General features: G+C 41.8%; 22 protein-coding genes. 7 read left to right on the top strand and 15 right to left on the bottom strand.

Translation table 11 applies throughout. The annotated features are described in order from the left end of the window. Nucleotides 1-32: 32 nt before the first annotated feature. From SporoP8_RS00110 to SporoP8_RS00095, 4 genes are all read right to left on the bottom strand, one after another. A complete protein-coding gene (locus SporoP8_RS00110) occupies nt 33-2,183 on the bottom strand; it encodes a peptidoglycan D,D-transpeptidase FtsI family protein (protein ID WP_085130393.1) in 2,151 nt (716 codons plus the stop codon). Between the two features lie 99 nt (nt 2,184-2,282). Next, the gene (locus SporoP8_RS00105) at nt 2,283-2,891 is read right to left on the bottom strand and encodes a superoxide dismutase (RefSeq protein ID WP_085130391.1); all 609 of its coding nucleotides are present in this window, start codon (nt 2,889-2,891) and stop codon (nt 2,283-2,285) included. Nucleotides 2,892-2,978: 87 nt separating this feature from the next. Next, nucleotides 2,979-3,461: a DUF456 domain-containing protein gene (locus SporoP8_RS00100; RefSeq protein WP_085130389.1), complete on the bottom strand. Its 483-nt coding sequence runs from the start codon at nt 3,459-3,461 to the stop codon at nt 2,979-2,981. 21 nt (nt 3,462-3,482) lie between these two features. Further along, on the bottom strand, nt 3,483-5,114 hold the full coding sequence (locus SporoP8_RS00095; protein ID WP_085130387.1) for a Na/Pi cotransporter family protein: 1,632 nt from the start codon (nt 5,112-5,114) through the stop codon (nt 3,483-3,485). 241 nt (nt 5,115-5,355) lie between these two features. Here SporoP8_RS00095 and SporoP8_RS00090 point away from each other — a divergent pair, with 241 nt between their 5' ends. The 4 genes from SporoP8_RS00090 to SporoP8_RS00075 are packed head-to-tail and all read left to right on the top strand — an operon-like array spanning nt 5,356 to nt 8,020. Then, on the top strand, nt 5,356-5,859 hold the full coding sequence (locus SporoP8_RS00090; RefSeq protein ID WP_085130385.1) for a DUF1189 family protein: 504 nt from the start codon (nt 5,356-5,358) through the stop codon (nt 5,857-5,859). A 43-nt stretch (nt 5,860-5,902) separates the two neighbouring features. Continuing rightward, on the top strand, nt 5,903-6,250 hold the full coding sequence (locus SporoP8_RS00085) for a hypothetical protein (protein ID WP_143560924.1): 348 nt from the start codon (nt 5,903-5,905) through the stop codon (nt 6,248-6,250). Nucleotides 6,251-6,305: 55 nt separating this feature from the next. Continuing rightward, on the top strand, nt 6,306-7,433 hold the full coding sequence (gene ispG, locus SporoP8_RS00080; RefSeq protein ID WP_085130381.1) for a flavodoxin-dependent (E)-4-hydroxy-3-methylbut-2-enyl-diphosphate synthase: 1,128 nt from the start codon (nt 6,306-6,308) through the stop codon (nt 7,431-7,433). Further along, nucleotides 7,430-8,020, top strand: coding sequence for a hypothetical protein (locus SporoP8_RS00075; protein ID WP_085130379.1), 591 nt, complete (start codon nt 7,430-7,432; stop codon nt 8,018-8,020). Before ispG ends, SporoP8_RS00075 begins: the two co-directional genes overlap by 4 nt. A 292-nt stretch (nt 8,021-8,312) precedes the next feature. Here SporoP8_RS00075 and SporoP8_RS00070 read toward each other — a convergent pair whose 3' ends face one another. The 3 genes from SporoP8_RS00070 to SporoP8_RS00060 are packed head-to-tail and all read right to left on the bottom strand — an operon-like array spanning nt 8,313 to nt 10,352. After that, the gene (locus SporoP8_RS00070) at nt 8,313-8,729 is read right to left on the bottom strand and encodes a Fur family transcriptional regulator (protein WP_085130377.1); all 417 of its coding nucleotides are present in this window, start codon (nt 8,727-8,729) and stop codon (nt 8,313-8,315) included. A 25-nt stretch (nt 8,730-8,754) separates the two neighbouring features. Then, entirely contained in the window at nt 8,755-9,585 is an 831-nt protein-coding gene (locus tag SporoP8_RS00065; protein ID WP_085130375.1) for a metal ABC transporter permease, read from the bottom strand. Then, entirely contained in the window at nt 9,582-10,352 is a 771-nt protein-coding gene (locus tag SporoP8_RS00060) for a metal ABC transporter ATP-binding protein (protein WP_085130373.1), read from the bottom strand. The genes SporoP8_RS00065 and SporoP8_RS00060 overlap by 4 nt, the downstream gene beginning before the upstream one ends. 99 nt (nt 10,353-10,451) lie before the next feature. On the opposite strand from SporoP8_RS00060, the gene SporoP8_RS00055 reads away from it, so the two are divergent. Beyond that, nucleotides 10,452-10,694, top strand: a complete 243-nt coding sequence (locus SporoP8_RS00055; protein ID WP_085130371.1) for a hypothetical protein — start codon at nt 10,452-10,454, stop codon at nt 10,692-10,694. Between the two features lie 34 nt (nt 10,695-10,728). Here the strand turns inward: SporoP8_RS00055 and SporoP8_RS00050 are convergent, their stop codons facing one another. Both SporoP8_RS00050 and SporoP8_RS00045 read right to left on the bottom strand, forming a co-directional pair. Further along, nucleotides 10,729-11,631: a deoxyribonuclease IV gene (locus tag SporoP8_RS00050; protein WP_198166041.1), complete on the bottom strand. Its 903-nt coding sequence runs from the start codon at nt 11,629-11,631 to the stop codon at nt 10,729-10,731. Then, nucleotides 11,628-12,923 (bottom strand): DEAD/DEAH box helicase, encoded by a 1,296-nt coding sequence (locus SporoP8_RS00045; protein WP_085130369.1) that lies wholly within the window; start codon nt 12,921-12,923, stop codon nt 11,628-11,630. The genes SporoP8_RS00050 and SporoP8_RS00045 overlap by 4 nt, the downstream gene beginning before the upstream one ends. Before the next feature lie 244 nt (nt 12,924-13,167). Here SporoP8_RS00045 and vrrA point away from each other — a divergent pair, with 244 nt between their 5' ends. Together vrrA and SporoP8_RS00035 are read left to right on the top strand one after the other, a co-directional pair. Beyond that, complete coding sequence (gene vrrA / locus SporoP8_RS00040; RefSeq protein WP_198166040.1) at nt 13,168-13,479, top strand: VrrA/YqfQ family protein; 312 nt, start codon at nt 13,168-13,170, stop codon at nt 13,477-13,479. Between the two features lie 69 nt (nt 13,480-13,548). After that, complete coding sequence (locus SporoP8_RS00035) at nt 13,549-14,514, top strand: 4-hydroxy-3-methylbut-2-enyl diphosphate reductase (RefSeq protein ID WP_085130365.1); 966 nt, start codon at nt 13,549-13,551, stop codon at nt 14,512-14,514. A 38-nt stretch (nt 14,515-14,552) separates the two neighbouring features. On the opposite strand, the gene SporoP8_RS00030 is transcribed toward SporoP8_RS00035, so the two are convergent. The 6 genes from SporoP8_RS00030 to rpoD form a co-directional block, all read right to left on the bottom strand. After that, complete coding sequence (locus SporoP8_RS00030; protein ID WP_085130363.1) at nt 14,553-15,674, bottom strand: Nif3-like dinuclear metal center hexameric protein; 1,122 nt, start codon at nt 15,672-15,674, stop codon at nt 14,553-14,555. Next, a complete protein-coding gene (locus SporoP8_RS00025) occupies nt 15,661-16,368 on the bottom strand; it encodes a tRNA (adenine(22)-N(1))-methyltransferase (RefSeq protein ID WP_085130361.1) in 708 nt (235 codons plus the stop codon). The genes SporoP8_RS00030 and SporoP8_RS00025 overlap by 14 nt, the downstream gene beginning before the upstream one ends. A 117-nt stretch (nt 16,369-16,485) precedes the next feature. Next, nucleotides 16,486-16,863: a c-type cytochrome gene (locus SporoP8_RS00020; RefSeq protein ID WP_198166039.1), complete on the bottom strand. Its 378-nt coding sequence runs from the start codon at nt 16,861-16,863 to the stop codon at nt 16,486-16,488. A 137-nt stretch (nt 16,864-17,000) separates the two neighbouring features. Next, on the bottom strand, nt 17,001-18,140 hold the full coding sequence (locus tag SporoP8_RS00015) for an acyl-CoA dehydrogenase family protein (RefSeq protein WP_085133508.1): 1,140 nt from the start codon (nt 18,138-18,140) through the stop codon (nt 17,001-17,003). 108 nt (nt 18,141-18,248) lie between these two features. Next, nucleotides 18,249-18,815, bottom strand: a complete 567-nt coding sequence (locus SporoP8_RS00010) for a hypothetical protein (protein ID WP_085130356.1) — start codon at nt 18,813-18,815, stop codon at nt 18,249-18,251. A gap of 80 nt (nt 18,816-18,895) precedes the next feature. Next, complete coding sequence (gene rpoD, locus SporoP8_RS00005) at nt 18,896-20,065, bottom strand: RNA polymerase sigma factor RpoD (protein WP_085130354.1); 1,170 nt, start codon at nt 20,063-20,065, stop codon at nt 18,896-18,898.

The following is a 20,065-nucleotide window of genomic DNA, read 5'->3' as shown; positions in this document are numbered from 1 at the left end:
GCTTTCGTCTTTTTTGTATTGATCAACCCGTGTTATTTCTGTATTTGCACGTCCGGAGACGCGTTGTCAGCCTTTGAGTTTCTCTGTCTTTTTTGTTCAAAGAATACATCAAGTGCTTCTTTAGCTATTTCACTTGCCGTGGCGGATGGATAGCGTTTCGTATTCGTTGAAATATATGGGATGATTACTGAATACGCAACTTCAGGTTTATCTGCAGGTGCATATCCTACATGAGACAAGTTGATCGTCGGAATAACAGGGTTGGATTTATTACCTGTATAATAAAACGACTCGGCAGTACCTGTCTTTCCAGCTCCTGTATATGGTGCACCTGCTAGTAATCCAGAAGCAGTGCCGTTCGCACCATAGTAAACATAATGCATACCTTTCTTCACTTGATCGATTTCCAATTGTGAGTTTTTCAAGCGATTCAACACTTTCACAGGTGTTTCCTCCACCAATTCACCAAGTACTTCCCCATCTGGAGAAGGTTCACGGATTTCTTTCAAAATTTTTGGTGCTATTCGATTACCGTCCGCTGCAATGGTTGCAACATATTGAGCCATTTGCAGAGGAGTATACGTATCAAACTGACCAATTGAAAAGTCGAGGAGTTTTCCGGGAATCGTTTCCGTACCCGTAACACCAGTATATTCGCCTGGTAAATCGATGCCTGTTTTGACACCTAATCCGAACGCCGCAAAGTTCTCTCGGAATGTATCAAAGGCTTTCTTGTCAATTGGTAATCCTTGGCCCGGTCGGTATGTTGCGTTTCCTAATCCCATTGCAATTCGGAACATATACACGTTGGAAGAACGACCGATAGCAGCAATATCGTTTAATGCCACCCGACCATTTGGATTAAACAATGATCGTTTGTATCTGCCGCCAATATTGATCGGTTGGTCAATCTTAACTTCACCGATTTTTGCGGCTCCTTCATTATAACCTGTAAGCATTGTCGCTAATTTGACTGTGGAGCCGACTTCATACGCTGAAGTAAACGTACCGAATGTGTAATCCTGTATTGCCCATCGTCCCGTCGTTTCGTCCTTTGCTACTTTCTTACCGACAAGCGATAGAATTTCTCCGTTATTCGGATCCAGCATAACCAGGAACGCTGATTCCAACGCGCCTGAATTCGGGCCTTGTTTTAAACGCAATAATTTATTGGACACGACATCTTCGAGCGCCTTCTGCAAATCGGTATCTGTAGTTAAGACCAGATCTTTACCTGGCTGTCCTTCTTTCACCGTTTTCGTTTCAACGACTTTTCCTGTACGGTCTTTGACGTTTTTCACAATCGTCTTCTGACCTTTCAGTAAGTCTTCATAATACGATTCCAAATAACTTCTTCCTACACGATCATTACGCGAATAATCTCTTGCCAGGAAGTAGTCTAAGTGGGAACGCGGAATCCCTTCTACCGGACTTGTAGTAGAACCGAGAATCGCACTATCAGATTTTTTGACACGATCCCAATCTGTAGTCGTATTGACACCCGGTAGTTGATCCAATCTTTCAGATACAACAGCTAGTTCTTTATCGGTCACACCATCGCTTTTGATGATTTGTGGTGAGTAGGCATAACCTGCCATCATTTCTCTATAAATTGCGAGTACTTCCAAATCTTCCGCCGATAATGTAGCTAGCTCTTCGTCCGTGATCCGGTCGCGCGTCAGTTGGTTAATTTCTCGTTGAATATCTTTCTGAGATTTATTTTCATCTTTACTGAGTTCGGTTTGTTCTTTCTTGGGTACTTTATCAGCTGCTTTAACAGGATTCAATAAAATCCAGAAATCTCGTTTATCGCCCATCGTGACACGTTGTGTATCCTGTTCGATCAACTTCGCAATTTTCCTAGCAAGCGCAAGCATTTCTTTCGTCGTCGTGGAGGAAGTTTTCGTATACGTGATGGCATTTTTCGCTTCATTGTCTACGAGCACTTTCCCTGTACGGTCGAAAATCCTTCCACGCGGTGTGCTCGTGTTGACTGCAATTTCCTCCGTTCGTTCAAGACTGCGTGCATAATCTTCCCCTTTGACGATTTGCATATAACCTAAACGGAATATGAGTAAGGAAAAAAGGACAAAAATCGCTACAAATAAAAAATTCATTCGAAATGCAATATGTTGACGTTGACCCGTTTTTGGCGGCTCCGTCTTTTTTGGGTTTCTCTTCAACAGGAATCTCCTTTCTCAGGAAGTTTATGTATAAGAATTATAGCATGAAAATAATAAAGAACACACATCTAGACGAACTAGATGTGTGTCAGGTTTCAATTACTTATTGTCTTGGTAACGCTTTTCAACTTCATCCCAGTTTACTACGTTCCAGAATGCTGAAATGTAGTCAGGACGACGGTTTTGGTAGTTTAAGTAGTATGCATGCTCCCAAACATCCAAACCTAGCAATGGTGTTTTACCATCCATGTAAGGTGAGTCTTGGTTAGGAGTTGATGTTACTTCAATTTCACCGTTGTTTACAACAAGCCAAGCCCAACCTGAACCGAAGCGCGTTGTTGCAGCTTTAGCAAACTCTTCTTTGAAAGCGTCAAAGCTACCGAACTTCTTGTCGATTGCTTGTGCAACTTCTCCAGTTGGGTTGCCGCCACCGTTTGGTGAAAGGATTGTCCAGAACAATGAGTGGTTAGAGTGCCCACCACCGTTATTGCGGACCGCTGTGCGCTTGTCCTCTGGAACTTTGTCCAAGTTTGCAACTAATTCGTCAACAGGCATGTTAAGAAGTTCTTCGTGACCTTCTAGTGCGTTGTTCACGTTCGTTACGTACGTGTTGTGGTGTTTCGTGTGATGGATGTTCATCGTTTCTTTGTCGATGTGTGGCTCCAACGCATCATATGCGTATGGTAGTTCTGGTAATGTATAAGCCATTTTCCATTCCTCCTCTAAATTATCTCTGTTTTGCCCTACCACTTCACATTATCAAAATATGAGTCAGCATTCAAAGAAAATGGACTGTTAACGGAGAAAAAATAGGAATATGACAATCATGACCAACATAATGGTACCTTTTACAACAACTGATGTCAGAAAACCAACAACAGAGCCGATTCCGGTGCGGAAAGCTTGTTTGATCCCAGATCGAGTAAAAATTAGTTCTGCAAGGATTGCACCAAGGAAAGGTCCGGCTAGAATACCCACGACCGGAATGACGAATGGACCAATTAGCAGTCCAATCGTACTTCCCCACATTCCTGCCTTGCTGCCACCGAAACGTTTGACACCGACGAGATTTGCGATCGTATCCGCTCCAAATAATAATAAAACGAATAATACTTGGATTACCCAAAACAACCACGTTAACTCTTCAAATGAAACAAATGCACCGTAAAGCAGGAAGCCTACTAATAAAAACACAACGGATGGAATGATTGGATAGATCAATCCGACAAACGCGATCACAAACATGAGAATGGCCAATGTCCAACCTATCCATAACATAGTTGTCACTCCTTTAATTGATTATGCGTGCTTGCCTAAAATTGCTTCTGCAATATTCACTGCATGATCACCAATTCGCTCGAGGTTTGAAACGATATCGACGAATACCATACCAGCTTGTGCACTACAATGTCCTTCATTCAAACGGACGATATGATTTTTGCGGAATCTACGTTCCATATTATCGATTAAATCTTCTTTTTCTGAAACGATACGCGCTAGATCTGTATCATTTTGGTCTAACGATTCAATAGCTTTTTGTACAGTTTCGATTGTCAATGTGAACATTTCTGTTAAATCTTCCAACGCATCGTCTGTAAGCTTCAGTTTATTCGTTTCACGTAAATCTATCAGCTCGATAATGTTTTCGAAATGGTCGCCAATTCGCTCGATATCCCGAACAGAATCCATCAATAATACATGACGGCCGGATTCAGCTGGTGAAACGATTACTACAGATACTTCAACTAAATAGTCTGTAATTTTGCGGTCGAGATTATTGATGGCATCTTCAATCTGATACGCCGTTTCAGCATGTTTTTTCTGGCCTGTCTTCAAATACTCGAATGATTCCTGAAGACCACGGACACTGAAGTCACCCATGCGGATAATTTCTTCTTTAGCTTGTCCTATCGCAACGGCTGGGGATTGCGTGATGAAACGACGATCTAAGTGTTTCGGTTTATATTCGATCGTCACATCTTCGCCCGGTATCATCTTCGTGACTAGATAAGCCCAAGCACCAATGAACGGAAATTGAATGATTGTATTGGCAACGTTGAACGAACCGTGCGCAAATGCAATTTGCATTTTACTTTCTAAGTTCAATACACCAGCAATCCATTCGACGTATGCCGTAAATGGTACGAGCAGGATCATAAAGATGATGGTTCCAACAACATTAAATAGTACGTGTACAGCTGCCGCTCGTCTTGCTGCAACAGATGCACCAAGTGCCGCAAGTACCGCAGTGATAGTCGTACCGATGTTATCACCGAAAAGAATAGGCAATGCGGCTTTCATTGTTACCAGATCTTCAGCAAAGAGACCTTGCAAGATTCCGACAGTCGCACTGGAACTTTGTACGATCAGTGTGAAAATTGTTCCTGCTATGACACCAAGCAGTGAATGTTCACTCATTGCGAGAGTGAAATCGGCAAATGCTTCTAATGAACGTAATGGCTTCATACCGTCACTCATTAATTCAAGCCCTAAGAACAATCCTCCGAAGCCGAAGATGACTTCTCCTAGGTTCTTGATTTTAGCTTTACGGACGAAGAAAATCAGGAAGGCACCAAATGCCATGATCGGTAATGCATATGCGCCTACATCTAGACCAATAATAAATGCAGTCACTGTCGTACCGATATTGGCGCCCATGATGACGCCAATCGCCTGACGAAGCGTCATGAATCCAGCACTTACTAGACCGACTGTAATAACAGTTGTTCCAGAACTAGATTGGATTAACACGGTTACGATAATACCAACTAGAACACCCATAAATGGATTAGTGGTAAAACGGTCTAAGATTTCACGAAGTCTGTCCCCTGCAGCCTTTTGCAATCCGTCTCCCATATACTTAATTGCAAATAGGAAAATTCCTAATCCCCCAAGAAATTGGAACACTACTTCCTGCCAGTTCACTTCCATTGAATTGTCAACCTCCATTAAACTTTTTATGTATGATTTTAACAGCCCTTCACTACTTAAATTTGTTGTGAAGTTTCAACCTATTATGAGAGTTATATACGTCAATTGTAAAGTATCCTAATGCAATCTTTACATCACCTTAACAATGTAGCAATAAAATGTCATAAGAATGTCGAAATTTCTGCAAAGCAGTATGTTTTAAATAAATGGTAGACTGTATGGAGAAAGGGAGGCCGGCTTAGTGAAATTCCATCAAATTTTTAAAACTTCTTTACATGAACCGAAAAAACTTGCGGCGTTTCGCATGTTATCAATCGGTAAAGTCATTCAATACATATTTGTGTTTATCTTTCTTTACACCAGTGTATCGTTTTTTCAATTTGTAATAGGTGATCATACACTGTTCCAGTCATCTCCTGAATTAGCGGAAATTGGCGAAACGATCGGCTTTTTGATCTATCCAATCGCGTTTGTGTTGCAATTGGTCATTATTACGTCGTATTTATTTATTCGCATCAGTATTTTTGCTATCATAGGGGTATTGCTATTGAAACTATTGCGTCGCCGTGGCGAATTCCGTTTTATGTGGCGAACAGCAGCGATTGCTGCCACATTACCTATCTTGCTGACGATGGTATTTGAATTTGTTCCAGCCATGCAATCGTCTAGTTTGTGGATCGCATCTTTAGTCCATTTACTCTACGTATGGAGGGCAGCAGTCTATTATCCAAAACAACCACGATGAATAGACTTCCTCTTGTCTGCATAGTGTAGTGCAGGAGGGATGCATGATGAGAATTTTACTGATCGCACTTGCTGTATTCTGCACAGTTCATTTTGTTCGAATGGATTTAACGGAAGGGACAATCCCTCTTGCAGCCTTTTTTGAAGATGAATCGTCCTGTATAGAGGAAACTCCAAATCATTCAATTGTCATTCGAGTGGTTGAAGGTGATACAATAGAATCGTTATTCGCATTATATCCAGATTCAACACAAAACTTTCTTGAGAGGTTGGAGCAATTTTATTCCATGAACCCTCATCTCGAACGCCAACAATTTCTAGCTGGCGAACAAATTAAGTTGCCTATCGGTGAACAAGTAGAATCGGTTTGCGAAGAAAGCGAAAAAGGATAATTTTATATTCCATCGAATTTCGATGGTATTTACTCATTTGAAGGAGAGAGACATAATGACTGAAATGATTCATCGTTCCAATACCCGTCCCGTAAAAGTCGGTAATTTGACTATAGGGGGAAGCAATGAGTTGTTTATGCAAAGCATGACGACGACAAAAACACATGATGTCGAAGCAACAGTTGCAGAAATTAAACGTTTGGAGGATGCAGGCTGCCAAATCGTACGTGTAGCATGTCCCGATGAGCGTGCAGCGTATTCGATTGGTGAAATCAAAAAGCAGATCAATATTCCGCTAGTGGTGGATATTCACTTTGACTATAAATTAGCATTGATTGCAATTGAACAAGGTGCAGATAAAATACGTATCAATCCAGGCAATATCGGCCGTAAGGAAAAAGTAGAAGCTGTTGTCAACGCCGCAAAGGCGAAAGGCATTCCAATTCGTATTGGTGTCAACGCAGGTTCATTAGAGAAAAAAATTCTTGAAAAGTACGGCTACCCTACAGCAGAAGGCATGGTCGAAAGTGCATTGCATCATATCAAAATCCTTGAAGACTTGGATTTCCACGATATTATCGTGTCACTTAAAGCATCTGATGTGAACTTAGCGATCGAAGCGTACAAGCTTGCAGCAGCAGCATTCGATTATCCATTGCACTTAGGCATTACAGAATCCGGTACGTTATTCGCGGGCTCGATTAAGAGTGCAGCAGGACTCGGTTCCCTTCTATCAGCTGGTATTGGTAACACGATGCGTGTATCGTTAAGTGCAGATCCAGTTCAGGAAATCAAAGTAGCGAAAGAGTTGCTGAAAGTATTCGGTTTATCATCTAACTCTGCAACATTAATTTCTTGTCCTACATGTGGCCGAATCGAAATTGACTTAATTTCGATTGCTAATGAAGTGGAAGAATATATCTCCAACATTAAAGCACCGTTGAAAGTAGCTGTTCTTGGTTGTGCGGTAAACGGCCCAGGCGAAGCACGTGAAGCAGATATCGGTATCGCTGGAGCTCGTGGTGAAGGATTACTCTTCATGCATGGTAAAACAGTGCGAAAAGTTCCCGAAGAGACAATGGTCGAGGAATTGAAAAAAGAAATCGACATTTTGGCTGAAGAATATTTTGAGAAGAAAAGACAAGAAGAAGCACTTGCAGCACAAGGTAGCGTTTCTGAATGAGGAGTATTCGTTTCGGAATCGACATTGACGGAACGGTAACTACCCCGACAGCCCTTCTCCCTCATATCAACAAACATTTCGGCTCCAGTCTAACACTTGATGATATTAAAGAATATGACTTGACGAAGGCGTTTGATGTGGACCCTATTCAGTTTGGGCAATGGTACAAGGAAACGGAGGAATTGATCTATCAGACCTCCCCTGCTCAAGAGTTTGCAAAAGAAGTATTAACGAATTGGCAGAAGCAGTTCGAGTTGTATTATATTTCAGCACGTGGCCAGAATGTACTCGAATCTACAACGAACTGGTTCCACGAGCAACAAATACCTTACGACCACGTAGAGTTGATCGGCACGCATTATAAAATTGAGGCCGCTAAGCAATTTAACGTAGCTGTATTTTTCGAGGACAAGCATGACAATGCGGTAGGAATCCACGAAGAGTTGGATATTCCCGTGTTCTTGTTTGATACACCTTATAACCAGGACCCGATTCCAGAAGGTGTCATACGTGTAGCGAATTGGAAACAGGCTGATGAGTATGTTAGGCAGTTGTTTCATGCCACGGAAATGATAAAGAATAAGTGATTGGTTAAGCATCGCATATTGCGGTGCTTTTTTACTTTGTGAATTAAAGGACGGGGCTAATGAGCGGTTGCGGAGGCTGATAGAGCGCTCACGCATCTCCTTAGAGCGATTAATGATGAAGATAGAGCTGAAACAACATACCATAGAGCAATTAGAGTAGTACTATGAGCACTCAACCAAATTAATGAGCGGCACGCGATTGATATAATATTTCCTTGCATTTGAATATTCCCCACAGCAAAGGCGGTACATCATTTTATTCATGATGTACCGCCCTCTTGATCTATTCAGACTACCCTATTTTACAACTCGGACATCTACCATACACCTCAAACTTATGACCTTCTATCTCATACTCCGACAAATTTACCGTCACACTATCCATCGGACAAATCGGAATTGATTTCGTGCCACCACATGTTGTACAAATAAAGTGATGGTGATGATGATCTGTTGCGCATTGCATCCGATAAAGTCGCTCACCATTCAATTCCGTCTCATCTAAAATTCCAAGCTTCGAGAACATTGCAAGATTCCGGTAGATCGTATCAAAACTAATGCCTGGATTGTCCTGTTCCACCGCCACGCGAACTTCCATAGCAGTCACATAGCGATCTGCTTGATCAAAAAACTGCAATAAGATCTCTCGATTTTTTGTTCGTTTATAATCATATTTCAATAGAATTCTCCATGCTTCATCTATCGACATATCATAACGCCACCTTTCCTGCTTCTCATGACCGTACTTTTTTCCAGAAAAGTACTAACAGTAAAATGAACACCGACGTAACTACAATGGTCCCACCAGGCGCGATATCTAAATAATACGCAGATATCAATCCAATGACTACCGCGATTTCCCCGAACACTATGGAGTACACGAGTGCCCCCTTATAACTTTTAGCTACTTGAATAGCCGCCGCCACAGGCAATGTCATCAACGAAGATACAAGCAAAATCCCGACGATCCGCATTGATGCACCGATGACTAGTGCTGTGATGATCATAAAAGCCGCCTGAATGACGCGTTCATTAATCCCAGATACCCGCGCATACTCAGGATCAAATGCCAATGAAAATAACTCTTTATATAAGAAATATATAAATGCGATCACAATAATAGCAATTAACATTACAATGTATAGATCTTGCCGACTCACAGCTGATACGGATCCAAATAAATAACCAACTAAATCTGTACCAAATCCTTTAGCAAGTGATATGAATATTGCTCCAAATCCAATTCCGGCAGATAAAATAATCGGAATCGCCAGTTCTTCAAAGCTTTTATACACTCTGCGCAATCGCTCGATCAATAACGAGCCGACTACCGCTGCGGCCATTCCTAAATATACTGGATTAAGCGCTGCAAAGAATAATACTTGCTGACTTAAATAGAGACTGCCTGCAATCCCTGCAAGCGCTACGTGACTAAGCGCATCTGAAATCATCGCCATACGGCGCACTACGATAAACAATCCGAGCATTGGAGCAATTAAGCCGATAATCAGCCCAGATAATACAGCATTTTGTAAAAACTCATAAGTGAAAATAGCTTCAATCATTTAACCGGCTCCGTTTCTTTTTGATGGAGCCGACGAATAGGATGACCGTACCAGCCGGACAATTCCGTGTCACTCATTTTTTCATAATCTGCATGGACGCCATGGAAATGGATGGAACGATTCAAGCACGCAATATGTGTTGCAAGCTTCGTCACGACATCAATTTCATGTGTCACGAGTAAAATCGCTATTCCGTACTCACGATTCAATTCGCTAAGCATAGAATAGAAGGATTCAACGTTTTGTCTGTCAATTCCGACTGTCGGCTCATCCATGATTAGCAAATCGGGATGGCTCACGAGAGCTCTCGCAATAAAGACACGCTGTTGCTGACCTCCAGACAGATCTCCTATACTCTCATCTTTACGGTCTGCCATTTTCACAACATGTAACGCGTCAATCGCCCGCTGTTCATCCTCTTTATCGAATCGCTTAAAGAGTCCTTTTTTACTCGTCAACCCGCTTTTCACGACTTCCAATACAGTAGCTGGGAACTTCGTCGTAAATGCATTGGACTTTTGAGAAACGTAGCCGATTCTTTGCTGTTGGTTAAAAGAGTCAATCGGCCCGCCAAAAAGTTCAATCGTGCCTTGTGACGGTTTTAACAACCCTAATATGATCTTTAATAATGTGGATTTACCTGAACCATTTGGACCAATTAAAGCCCAAAACTCCCCTTGTTTCACTTCTAGACTAACATCAGAAAGCGCAACGGAATGGTTAAATTTATGCGTTATATGCTCTAGTTTAATAATGGATCTTGTCATATACATATCCCTTCCTTTAATTCGGAATCATTCCGATTACTTTATGAATTATATAGTAAGACGTGGAGGGATACAACCAATTGAAAGGAATTGATGAAGATGGATTTACTTCAGTTAATTCAGGAAATTAAACAATTGCCTGATCAGGAAGCTGTACGTTACGCGGCAAGTTATGGTGTAGAGTTATCTACTAAAGAAGTGAGGCAGTTACGTCCTTTACTGGATGAAGTTTCATTCACTTGGCTATTTACAGGGATTCCGTCCGTATTTATCGAAAAAATCACTATGATCATTGGATATGAGAAAACCATGCTGTATTTGGAGCACTATAAATTACAATAGAAAAAGCGTTGCGGCTGCGCAACGCTTAGATTTTTCAGTTATGCAATTCTTCCAATCGAGCAGGAGTAAATTGATGGTTTTTTAACATTTCAATTTCCACCGCATACGGTGCTTTTTTATTCGCTTTATCCGTCCCGATGAATGGCGTTTCCAAAATTTTTGGAATGTCTTTAAACACCTGATGATGAACGATATAAGCCAACGGTTCGAAACCGATATGTCCCATGCCGATATTTTCGTGGCGGTCTTTTCCAGCGCCACAAATGTTCTTACTGTCGTTCACATGAATGACCGAAATTCGGTCTAATCCGATTATGCTGTTAAATTGCTCCAAGACGCCTGAGAAGTCATTAACAATATCATAGCCTGCATCATGGACGTGGCATGTATCAAAACAAACGGATAATCGTTCGTTATACTTCACGCCGTCGATGATCTTGGCAATTTCGTCAAAACTTCTCCCACACTCTGTTCCTTTACCGGCCATCGTTTCAAGTGCGATGCGAACATTTGCGTCTTCAGATAACACTTCATTCAAGCCTTCAATAATTTTTTCGATACCTGTTTCTGTTCCTGCACCCACATGCGCTCCTGGATGAAGGACTATTTGGTTGGCACCAAGCGCTTCAGTGCGTTGGATTTCCTGTTGCAAAAAGTCTACACCTAGGCGGAACGTTTCAGGCTTGGTGGTATTCGCAAGATTGATAATATACGGTGCATGGATGACGAGATTAGATTGACCGTTTGCCTCCATACTCTGTGTACCACTTTCGATATTCAATTCTTCAATTGGTTTACGTCGTGTGTTCTGAGGTGCTCCCGTATAGATCATGAATGTATTGGCTCCATAACTAAGAGCCTCTTCACTTGAGCCAAGCAGCATCTTTTTACCACTCATGGATACGTGAGAACCTAGAAGGATATCATTTTGTGTCATGATTTCTTCTTTATTCTCCTTTGTCTCTTTTTAAAGTTTTCTTTTTGTTCTGCCATCTTCTTCTTATAGCCTGGCTTCACTTTATCTGGTTTGCGAATATAAGAATCTGCTTTTTTATCAATTTCATCTACTTCACGTACACGTTTCTTACGCGCTTGACGCTCTTTCACTTCAATCCATTCGCCATTTTTGACATCTTCGTGAACGAAAGGAATACCAAGCTTTTCAATTTGATTAATTGCATCTTCATCAGACGGTTCATACAATGTAATCGCATGACCTTGCATGCCTGCACGTGCTGTACGTCCTACGCGGTGAACGAAGAATTCCAGATCATCTGGTAACTCGAAGTTGATGACGTGACTGACACCAGGAATATCGATCCCTCTTGCTGCCAAATCAGTCGCCACGATGTATTGGTATTCTAGATCGCGCACTTGCTTCATAACACGTGTACGTTCACGAGGCGTTAAATCACCATGGATTTTACCAGGCTTATGCCCATGCTCCGCTAAATAAGTAGCGAGACGATCAGCGTTTTGCTTAGTGTTCGTGAAGATAATTGCAAGATACGGCTGAAGAGCATCCATCACGTGTAGTAATTTCTTATTTTTATCCATACTTCTGACAGGAACTAATGAATAATGCATATTCTCCGTCAATGGTTTCTTATCATCCATCCGCACGTGAACAGGTGAGTTCATATACTTCGCCAAGAATGGCTTTAGTTTTTCAGGAATCGTTGCAGAAAATACATACATGCTAATCTTTTCCGGCATTCTGGAAGCAAACTTATCAATGTCTTCAATGAAGCCCATATCAAACGCAAGATCCGCCTCATCAATGACAAGCTGAGTAGCCGTGTGGATCGGTAATGCGCCGGTTTCCGACATATCTTGGATACGTCCTGGTGTACCGACGATGATGTGCGGTGTGCTCTTCAATCGTTCAGCAGAGCGTTTTTTATCTGTACCGCCAATCAAGATTGCACTTTTAATATCCGTTCCTTCGATTAACTTTTTCAATTCATCATGAAGCTGAACTGCTAATTCACGTGTAGGTGCTGTAATAACCGTCTGCAGTTCGTCGCGCTCCGGTTTGAGTTTTTCAACAAGTGGAATTAGAAAACTATGGGATTTTCCTGTTCCTGTATGGGCTTGTCCGATTGCACTTGTATTTTTCATGATCAATGGAATCATTTCTTTTTGAATCGGTGTTGGTTCTTCAAACCCTAATTTTTGAATAGCTTCCCTCAAAAATGGTTTGAATTGGTAATCAGTAAATTTAGACATATCGTTCCTCCTCTAGATAATTCTTATTGTACCATGATTCGGTGCCATCAGTGGTTTTTTTCGCATAGGATATAGGGGAAACTAAAAAATCAGAAAGGAGTTCGTGATGAGATATCAATCATTTTATCCGTTCAGCAATCAGCCGCCTCAGCCTAGGATGACACCTGACACTCCGCCTATTCAACACAGAGCGCCCATGCCCTTTCCCCAAGGCATGCAAGGTAATCCCAGAGGTCCCCGGGAAATGCGCGGCGGTGCTCCTCAACAGCAAGCAGGCATGCAAGAAACCGGTCCTTCACGGGCTGATCAATACATGCAAACCGCCAATCGGTTTTTTAATACCGCCCAACAATTTGCACCATTAGTTCAGCAGTTTGCACCACTTGTCCAAAACTTACCTGCTATGTGGAGATTATATAAAGGGGTACAATCTATGCCGGACGCGCCGTCAGTCTCTTCTGCTCCACGTCCAAGTGGCCCGCAAACACCTAGTCCTACATCTTCCCAAGCCACTAATCAGCCATCTATACCGCGAATTTTCCAACCTCCCTTCTGAACTCTTTGAATCGTTCACGAATCTCCGCTATAATGAAAGAGAAGTTAGTAGAGGAGTGGAGTGGAATAAATGAAAGTACTCAAAATATCACCAAGAGGTTATTGTTATGGTGTAGTTGATGCGATGGTCATTGCGAGGAATGCTGCGCTAGATCCTACCCTGCCGAGACCCATTTATATATTAGGCATGATCGTTCACAACAAACACGTTACAGATGCGTTTGAAGAAGATGGGATCATTACGTTGGATGGTGAAAACCGTCTGGAAATTTTACGTAAAGTAGATAAGGGAACGGTTATCTATACGGCACATGGTGTTTCACCTGAAGTTCGCCAATTAGCGAAAGAAAAAGGGCTGGTCGCAATCGATGCCACATGTCCTGACGTTTCCGTTACACACGACTTAATTGAAGAAAAAGTAGCTGAAGGCTATGACATTCTTTATATCGGCAAGAAGCACCACCCGGAACCTGAAGGCGCGATCGGTGTAGCCCCCGATTCTGTTCATTTAATTGAACGTCTTGAAGACATTGATAATCTAGAGATTACCAATGACAAACTATTGGTTACGAATCAAACAACGATGAGTCAATGGGATGTTGCACATCTCATGGAAGAGTTGGAACGTAAATTCCCACATATCGAAGTTCATCAAGAAATTTGCCTGGCTACACAAGTTCGCCAAGAAGCTGTAGCAGAACAAGCCGGTGAGGCAGAGTTGCTAATTGTTGTTGGGGATCCAAAAAGTAATAACTCCAACCGTTTAACACAAGTATCTGTAGAAATCGCAAACACACCTTCCTACCGGGTCTCAGACGTCTCAGAAATCGATCCAGCATGGTTAATGGACATTGAGACAGTAGCGGTCACAGCAGGTGCTTCTACACCTACAATAATCGTTAGAGAAGTTATAGCGTTCCTAAACGAATTTGATCAAGAAGATCCTACAACACATCATCCGGAAAGAAAGTTTAAGCTTGAGAAAATCTTGCCGAAAGTCAAAAACCCGACTCCTGTGATCCGGATCGAACCATAAATATAGGAAAAACCGTCGAGTACGCTCGACGGTTTTGTTTACGATAGGAATTGAAAAGGCTCTGTAATGACTTTGGATTCAATAAATTCAACAGGTAATTTATTTTCTTTACAAAGATTTGTCATTTTATTCGCAACACCAGCAATCATAATTTTTTCGATATTATGACCAGGATCTACAATGGCGAGATCGAGTGCCTGCGCGTCTTGCGCGACGTGATAATACATATCCCCTGTCACTAATACATCGGCTCCTTTTCTCTTTGCAGCCGTAATATATTTATTTCCGTCACCGCCAAGAACTGCCACTTTATGAATTTTCCTCTCCGGATCACCTACGAAACGTAATGCAGGAACTTCGAATACGTCTTTTACATGTTGTGCAAATTCCTTCAGCGTCATCTCTTCTGCGATTTGTCCGATACGCCCAATCCCTTGCTCATTCGTTTTTTGCTGCATTTTAACTATATCAAATGCTGGTTCTTCATAAGGATGCGCGGCAAACATTGCTTTGATGACTGTAACTTGCTGACTTTCCGCAAAAACGACTTCAATTCGCTCCTCGTCTACGAGCGTCGGCTCGCCTATCTCACCGATTGTCGGATTCGCTCCAGCTACCGGTGTGAATCGTCCGGTGCCTTGTGAGCTAAAACTGCATGCCCGATAATCACCAATCGCACCCGCTCCTGCAGTTGCCAATTTCCGACGTAATGCATCAGCATCTTCCAACGGACAGAATACCGCTAGTTTCATCAAATGTTCAGAGTTTGTAATATCGATCGGCTCCGTTTCTTGTATGCCGAGACGTTCCGCTAACATATCATTGACACCACCTGCTGCAATATCAAGATTGGTATGAGCAGCGTAGACTGCAATATTATGCTTGATACATTTCTCAATCATTTTCCCTTGTGGTGTATCAGTCATAATAGATTTAACAGGACGGAACAATGGCGGGTGGTGTGCAATCACTAGAGTTGCCCCATTTTCAATTGCTTCATCAATCACTTGTTCGTTGACGTCAAGCGTAACAAGAACTTTATCTACGGAACGATTCAATTGACCGATGTGCAGTCCGATTGGATCCCCTTCAAATGCAAGTCGCTTCGGTGACCACTTTTCAAATAGTTCAATGATCTGATGTCCATTACTTTTCTTCATGTGCTAACACCTTCCCGACTAATTCTATATTTTCTTGTATGTTTGCTCTTTTTCGTTTAATTTCTTCTGATTGTTCTGCATGATCAAGAGCTTTTATGACCCGTTGCCATTCTAGCATTTCCCGCTCCCACTTCGCTCGAAACACAGAAGATAATTTACGTCGTAAAACTGGACCAACGAGTAAATCCGTTTTCGAATAATCAGCCGTTCCTTTTTCTAACACTAGAACTTCATAAATTTTACTATCTTCTTGCAAAATCTCTTCGTCTATGATGCAAAAACCATTCGCTACGGCCCACTCTCGAATCGCAATCGCGTGCAAATTGGGTTGTACAATGATTCGCTGTACATACTTCAGACGATCCTTACCTGCTTCTAGGATGGATGTTATCAATGTACCACCCATTCCTGCGATCGTTACGGTTTCGACGTTATCTGCATCTTCTATCGCTTGTAAACCGTTTGCTAGACGCACTTCAATACGGTCCGCAAAGCCATGAAGATCTACATTGCGTGTCGCTGCTTCAAAGGGACCTTTCACTACTTCTCCTGCAATGGCCTTACGTATCTTGCCTTTGTTCATCAAATAGCATGGTAGATAGGCATGATCACTACCAATATCCGCAAGCACAGTATGATTCGGAACAAAACTGGCCACCATCGCCAGACGTTCCGATAATTGGTTGGTATTCATCTTTCCCCGCCTTTCATTCTTATCTATTGTATAATCGCCACTCATTTCATGCAATGCAAAAGAGCCAGTAAACCGAGAGTTACTCCGGCTTACTGGCTCTTTAAATTAAGTAGACAATCAGTCTAATGATAAAATGTAATCAACCATTTCATCTATGTTCTCATCAGGAACTAGTCCAGCTGGCATTGCAGTTCCAGCAACACCGTTTTTGATTGCATCATGTGCTACTTTTGCGTCAAGTGAGCTATTTAAAGCTGGCCCCATTCCGCCAGTCAAGCCGTCACCGTGACAACTAATACACTTCTGCTGAGCAACTGCTTCTGCATCAAATTCGCCAGTGTTTGCACTTTCTTCTTCAGTTCCTTGCTCAGTGCCTTCTTCGTTAGCTCCAGCAATTTCCTCTTTTTGATCTAGACCATAAAGCGACATGAAGAAAATCAGTCCAATTCCGAGTGCGAAAATTAGAAAAAATGGTACAACAGGATTTTTATTCATTGGATTACCCTCCTTCACCAGAATCTATTCTGTAAAAGATACAGTATACACTTAACATTGTACTGTATCTATAAGAAAACTGAAAGCGTTATTGAGTGACTTTTCGTCTTTTGTGACAGAATCGCCATAATTCGAGGTTAGCAACCTAGTTGTCTAGCGATGACCATCCGCTGTACTTCTGAAGTACCTTCTCCAATTTCAAGAAGCTTGGCATCTCGTAAATAACGTTCGACTTCATATTCACGCATATAGCCATAGCCTCCATGGATCTGGATTGCTTCATTGGCAACTTCCATCGCAATTTCTGAAGCATATAATTTACACATCGAGGCTTCTTTTGTAAACTTTCTGCCTTGGTCTTTCAACCATGCCGCTTTATAAACCATAGTTCGTGCAAGTTCAATCTTCATCGCCATATCAGCGAGTTTAAATTGTGTAATTTGGAAAGAAGATAACGTCTTCCCAAATTGTTTACGTTCTTTTGAATACTTCAAAGCTCGCTCGTAAGCTGCCTGTGCAATACCTACTGCCATAGCACCGATACCGATTCGACCCCCGTCAAGCGTTACAAGGAATTGCTGGAATCCTTTACCACTCTCGCCAAGTAGATTCTCTTCCGGAACTACTACATCTTCAAGCAATAATTCTGTTGTATTGGAAGCATGCAAGCCCATCTTTTCATAGTTATCCATAATTTTGAAGCCTTTTGAATCGGTCGGTACGACGATTGCGCTAATCTCTTTCTTACCCTCTGCACGCCCCGTCACAGCAGTCAATGCTAGATGTTTAGCGTAGCTTGCATTGGTAATATAGACCTTTGTGCCGTTGATCGTATACTGACCGTCAGAAAGCACAGCAGACGTCTCTGTTCCGCCAGCGTCAGATCCAGCATTTGGCTCTGTCAAACCGAAAGCACCCAATGATTCGCCGGCACAGATTGGCGTTAAGTACTTCTGTTTTTGCTTTTCCGTTCCAAATAAGTTTAGAGGTGCACCACCTAGTGAAATATGAGCGGAATACGTAATGCCCGTTGAGGCACATGCACGGCTTAATTCTTCCGTAACAATTGCAAATGTGATCGTGTCTGCTCCACCTCCACCATATTTCTCGGGAAATGGTAAGCCCATCATGCCCATTTCTGAGAGCTTTTTAAAAATCTCCACTGGGAACTTTCCTGAGCGATCACGATCTACTGCACCTGGCGCTACTTCCTCATTCGCAAAATCTCTCATTAGTTTTTTCACCATATGCTGTTCTTGAGTTAAATCGAAGTTCATCATGAACATCCTCTCTGCACTTATACGAATCTATTTCCAATGAATTTGTAAGCCCTTACATGACAGTATATAGAAAACGGACGGAATGTAGCAACACATTCCGTCCGGTTATATAGATAATATTAAAAATGCGACTACTGTCAATAGACCTAGTGAGCCTGAAATAGTGAAGTATAGTAACTTTAATACTCTTCCAGTAAATAACCACAAACCGCAATTCAACACGAGGAGTCCGATTAATAATGTCGTGTCCCCATCGAAAAATGTAGTCCAAATCTTCAATGACATCATCAATAAAAGAAAAGCCATCGATATGTAGAGAAATGGTGCAAAACCTTTCTTAATGAACGTTTTTCCTGACACGAACGTTAGGAAAATTATAGCCAATCCAGTCGCAATAATCAATGTAGCGATTGGATATTCCGTTAGTACAAACATAGCCACTGATGCTATACCTGCAAGCAATAAGCTAATAAGCAAAATCATAAATTGTTTGGCTCGTAACTTTCTGCGTTCACTTTGAAGTGTGGAAGATTCTTTCTCTGCCACTTCATCGGGATCTTCCCCTTGCGCATACAAAGTAATTAGAAAATCGCAATAATGTTCGGGAAGAAGTTTATTGGCTTTCCAATATCGGATTTCAGAAATGATGATCTGTTTCTTATCTATAGCCATCCTTTCTCCTCCAATAGTATCAATCTTCTTTTTTAAAATAAAGAATAAAAAGCATCGGCTATTTCCAGCCGATGCACCTATTATTCTAAGAAGTCTTTGAGTCGTTTGCTGCGTGATGGGTGGCGTAACTTTCTAAGTGCTTTTGCTTCGATCTGACGAATACGCTCACGCGTAACACCAAATACTTTGCCCACTTCTTCAAGCGTACGTGTGCGGCCATCATCTAGACCAAAACGTAAACGTAATACAATTTCTTCACGATCTGTTAACGTATCTAAAACATCTTCAAGTTGTTCCTTTAACAATTCATAAGCTGCATGGTCTGAAGGAGACTGTGCTTCTGAGTCTTCAATGAAATCGCCAAGATGGGAGTCGTCTTCTTCACCAATTGGTGTTTCCAATGATACCGGCTCTTGGGCAATCTTCAAGATTTCACGAACTTTTTCTGGAGTCAAGTCCATTTCTTCTCCGATTTCTTCAGGGGAAGGCTCTCGTCCTAGATCTTGAAGCAATTGACGCTGAACACGAATCAATTTATTGATCGTTTCCACCATATGCACAGGAATTCGGATGGTACGTGCCTGATCCGCAATTGCGCGTGTGATTGCCTGACGGATCCACCAAGTTGCGTACGTACTGAATTTAAAGCCTTTCGTATGGTCAAATTTCTCAACGGCTTTAATTAGGCCCATATTTCCTTCTTGAATCAAATCTAGGAATAGCATACCGCGACCGACATAGCGTTTTGCGATACTGACAACTAAACGTAAGTTCGCTTCAGCCAATTTCTTCTTGGCATTCTCACCACGAATAATAGTTGTCTCTATTTTAGGTGTCATTTTTCCTGTTTCCTCAAGCTCAGCTTCAGCAGCTAAACCATCAATAATCCGAATCGCCAATTCTACCTCTTCTTTACCTGTCAATAAATCCACCCGTCCAATTTCCTTTAAATACATACGGACTGGATCGTTGATTCTGACGCCAGGTGGTACACTTAAATCATTTAAGTCGAATTGCTCTTCTTTTTCAGCCTTGGGATCAACTTCTTCTTTTCTATCCATTTCGATTTCTTGCGCTTCAATCTGATCTAAAAACTCTTCAAATTGTTCTGGTTCCATTTCAAAGGATGCCAGTTTCTCTGTTACATCCTCTAGTGTTAGTTCACCTGTTTTTTTACCTGCTTCAATAATAGCTGCTTTTGCTTCTTCAAGAGTCAATTCTACTTCTCCCGTTTGTTCTTCTTTTGTCAT

The organism is Sporosarcina ureae (assembly GCF_002101375.1).
Taxonomy (GTDB): Bacteria; Bacillota; Bacilli; order Bacillales_A; family Planococcaceae; genus Sporosarcina; species Sporosarcina ureae_B.
This window is presented reverse-complemented; position numbering and strand designations above follow the sequence as displayed.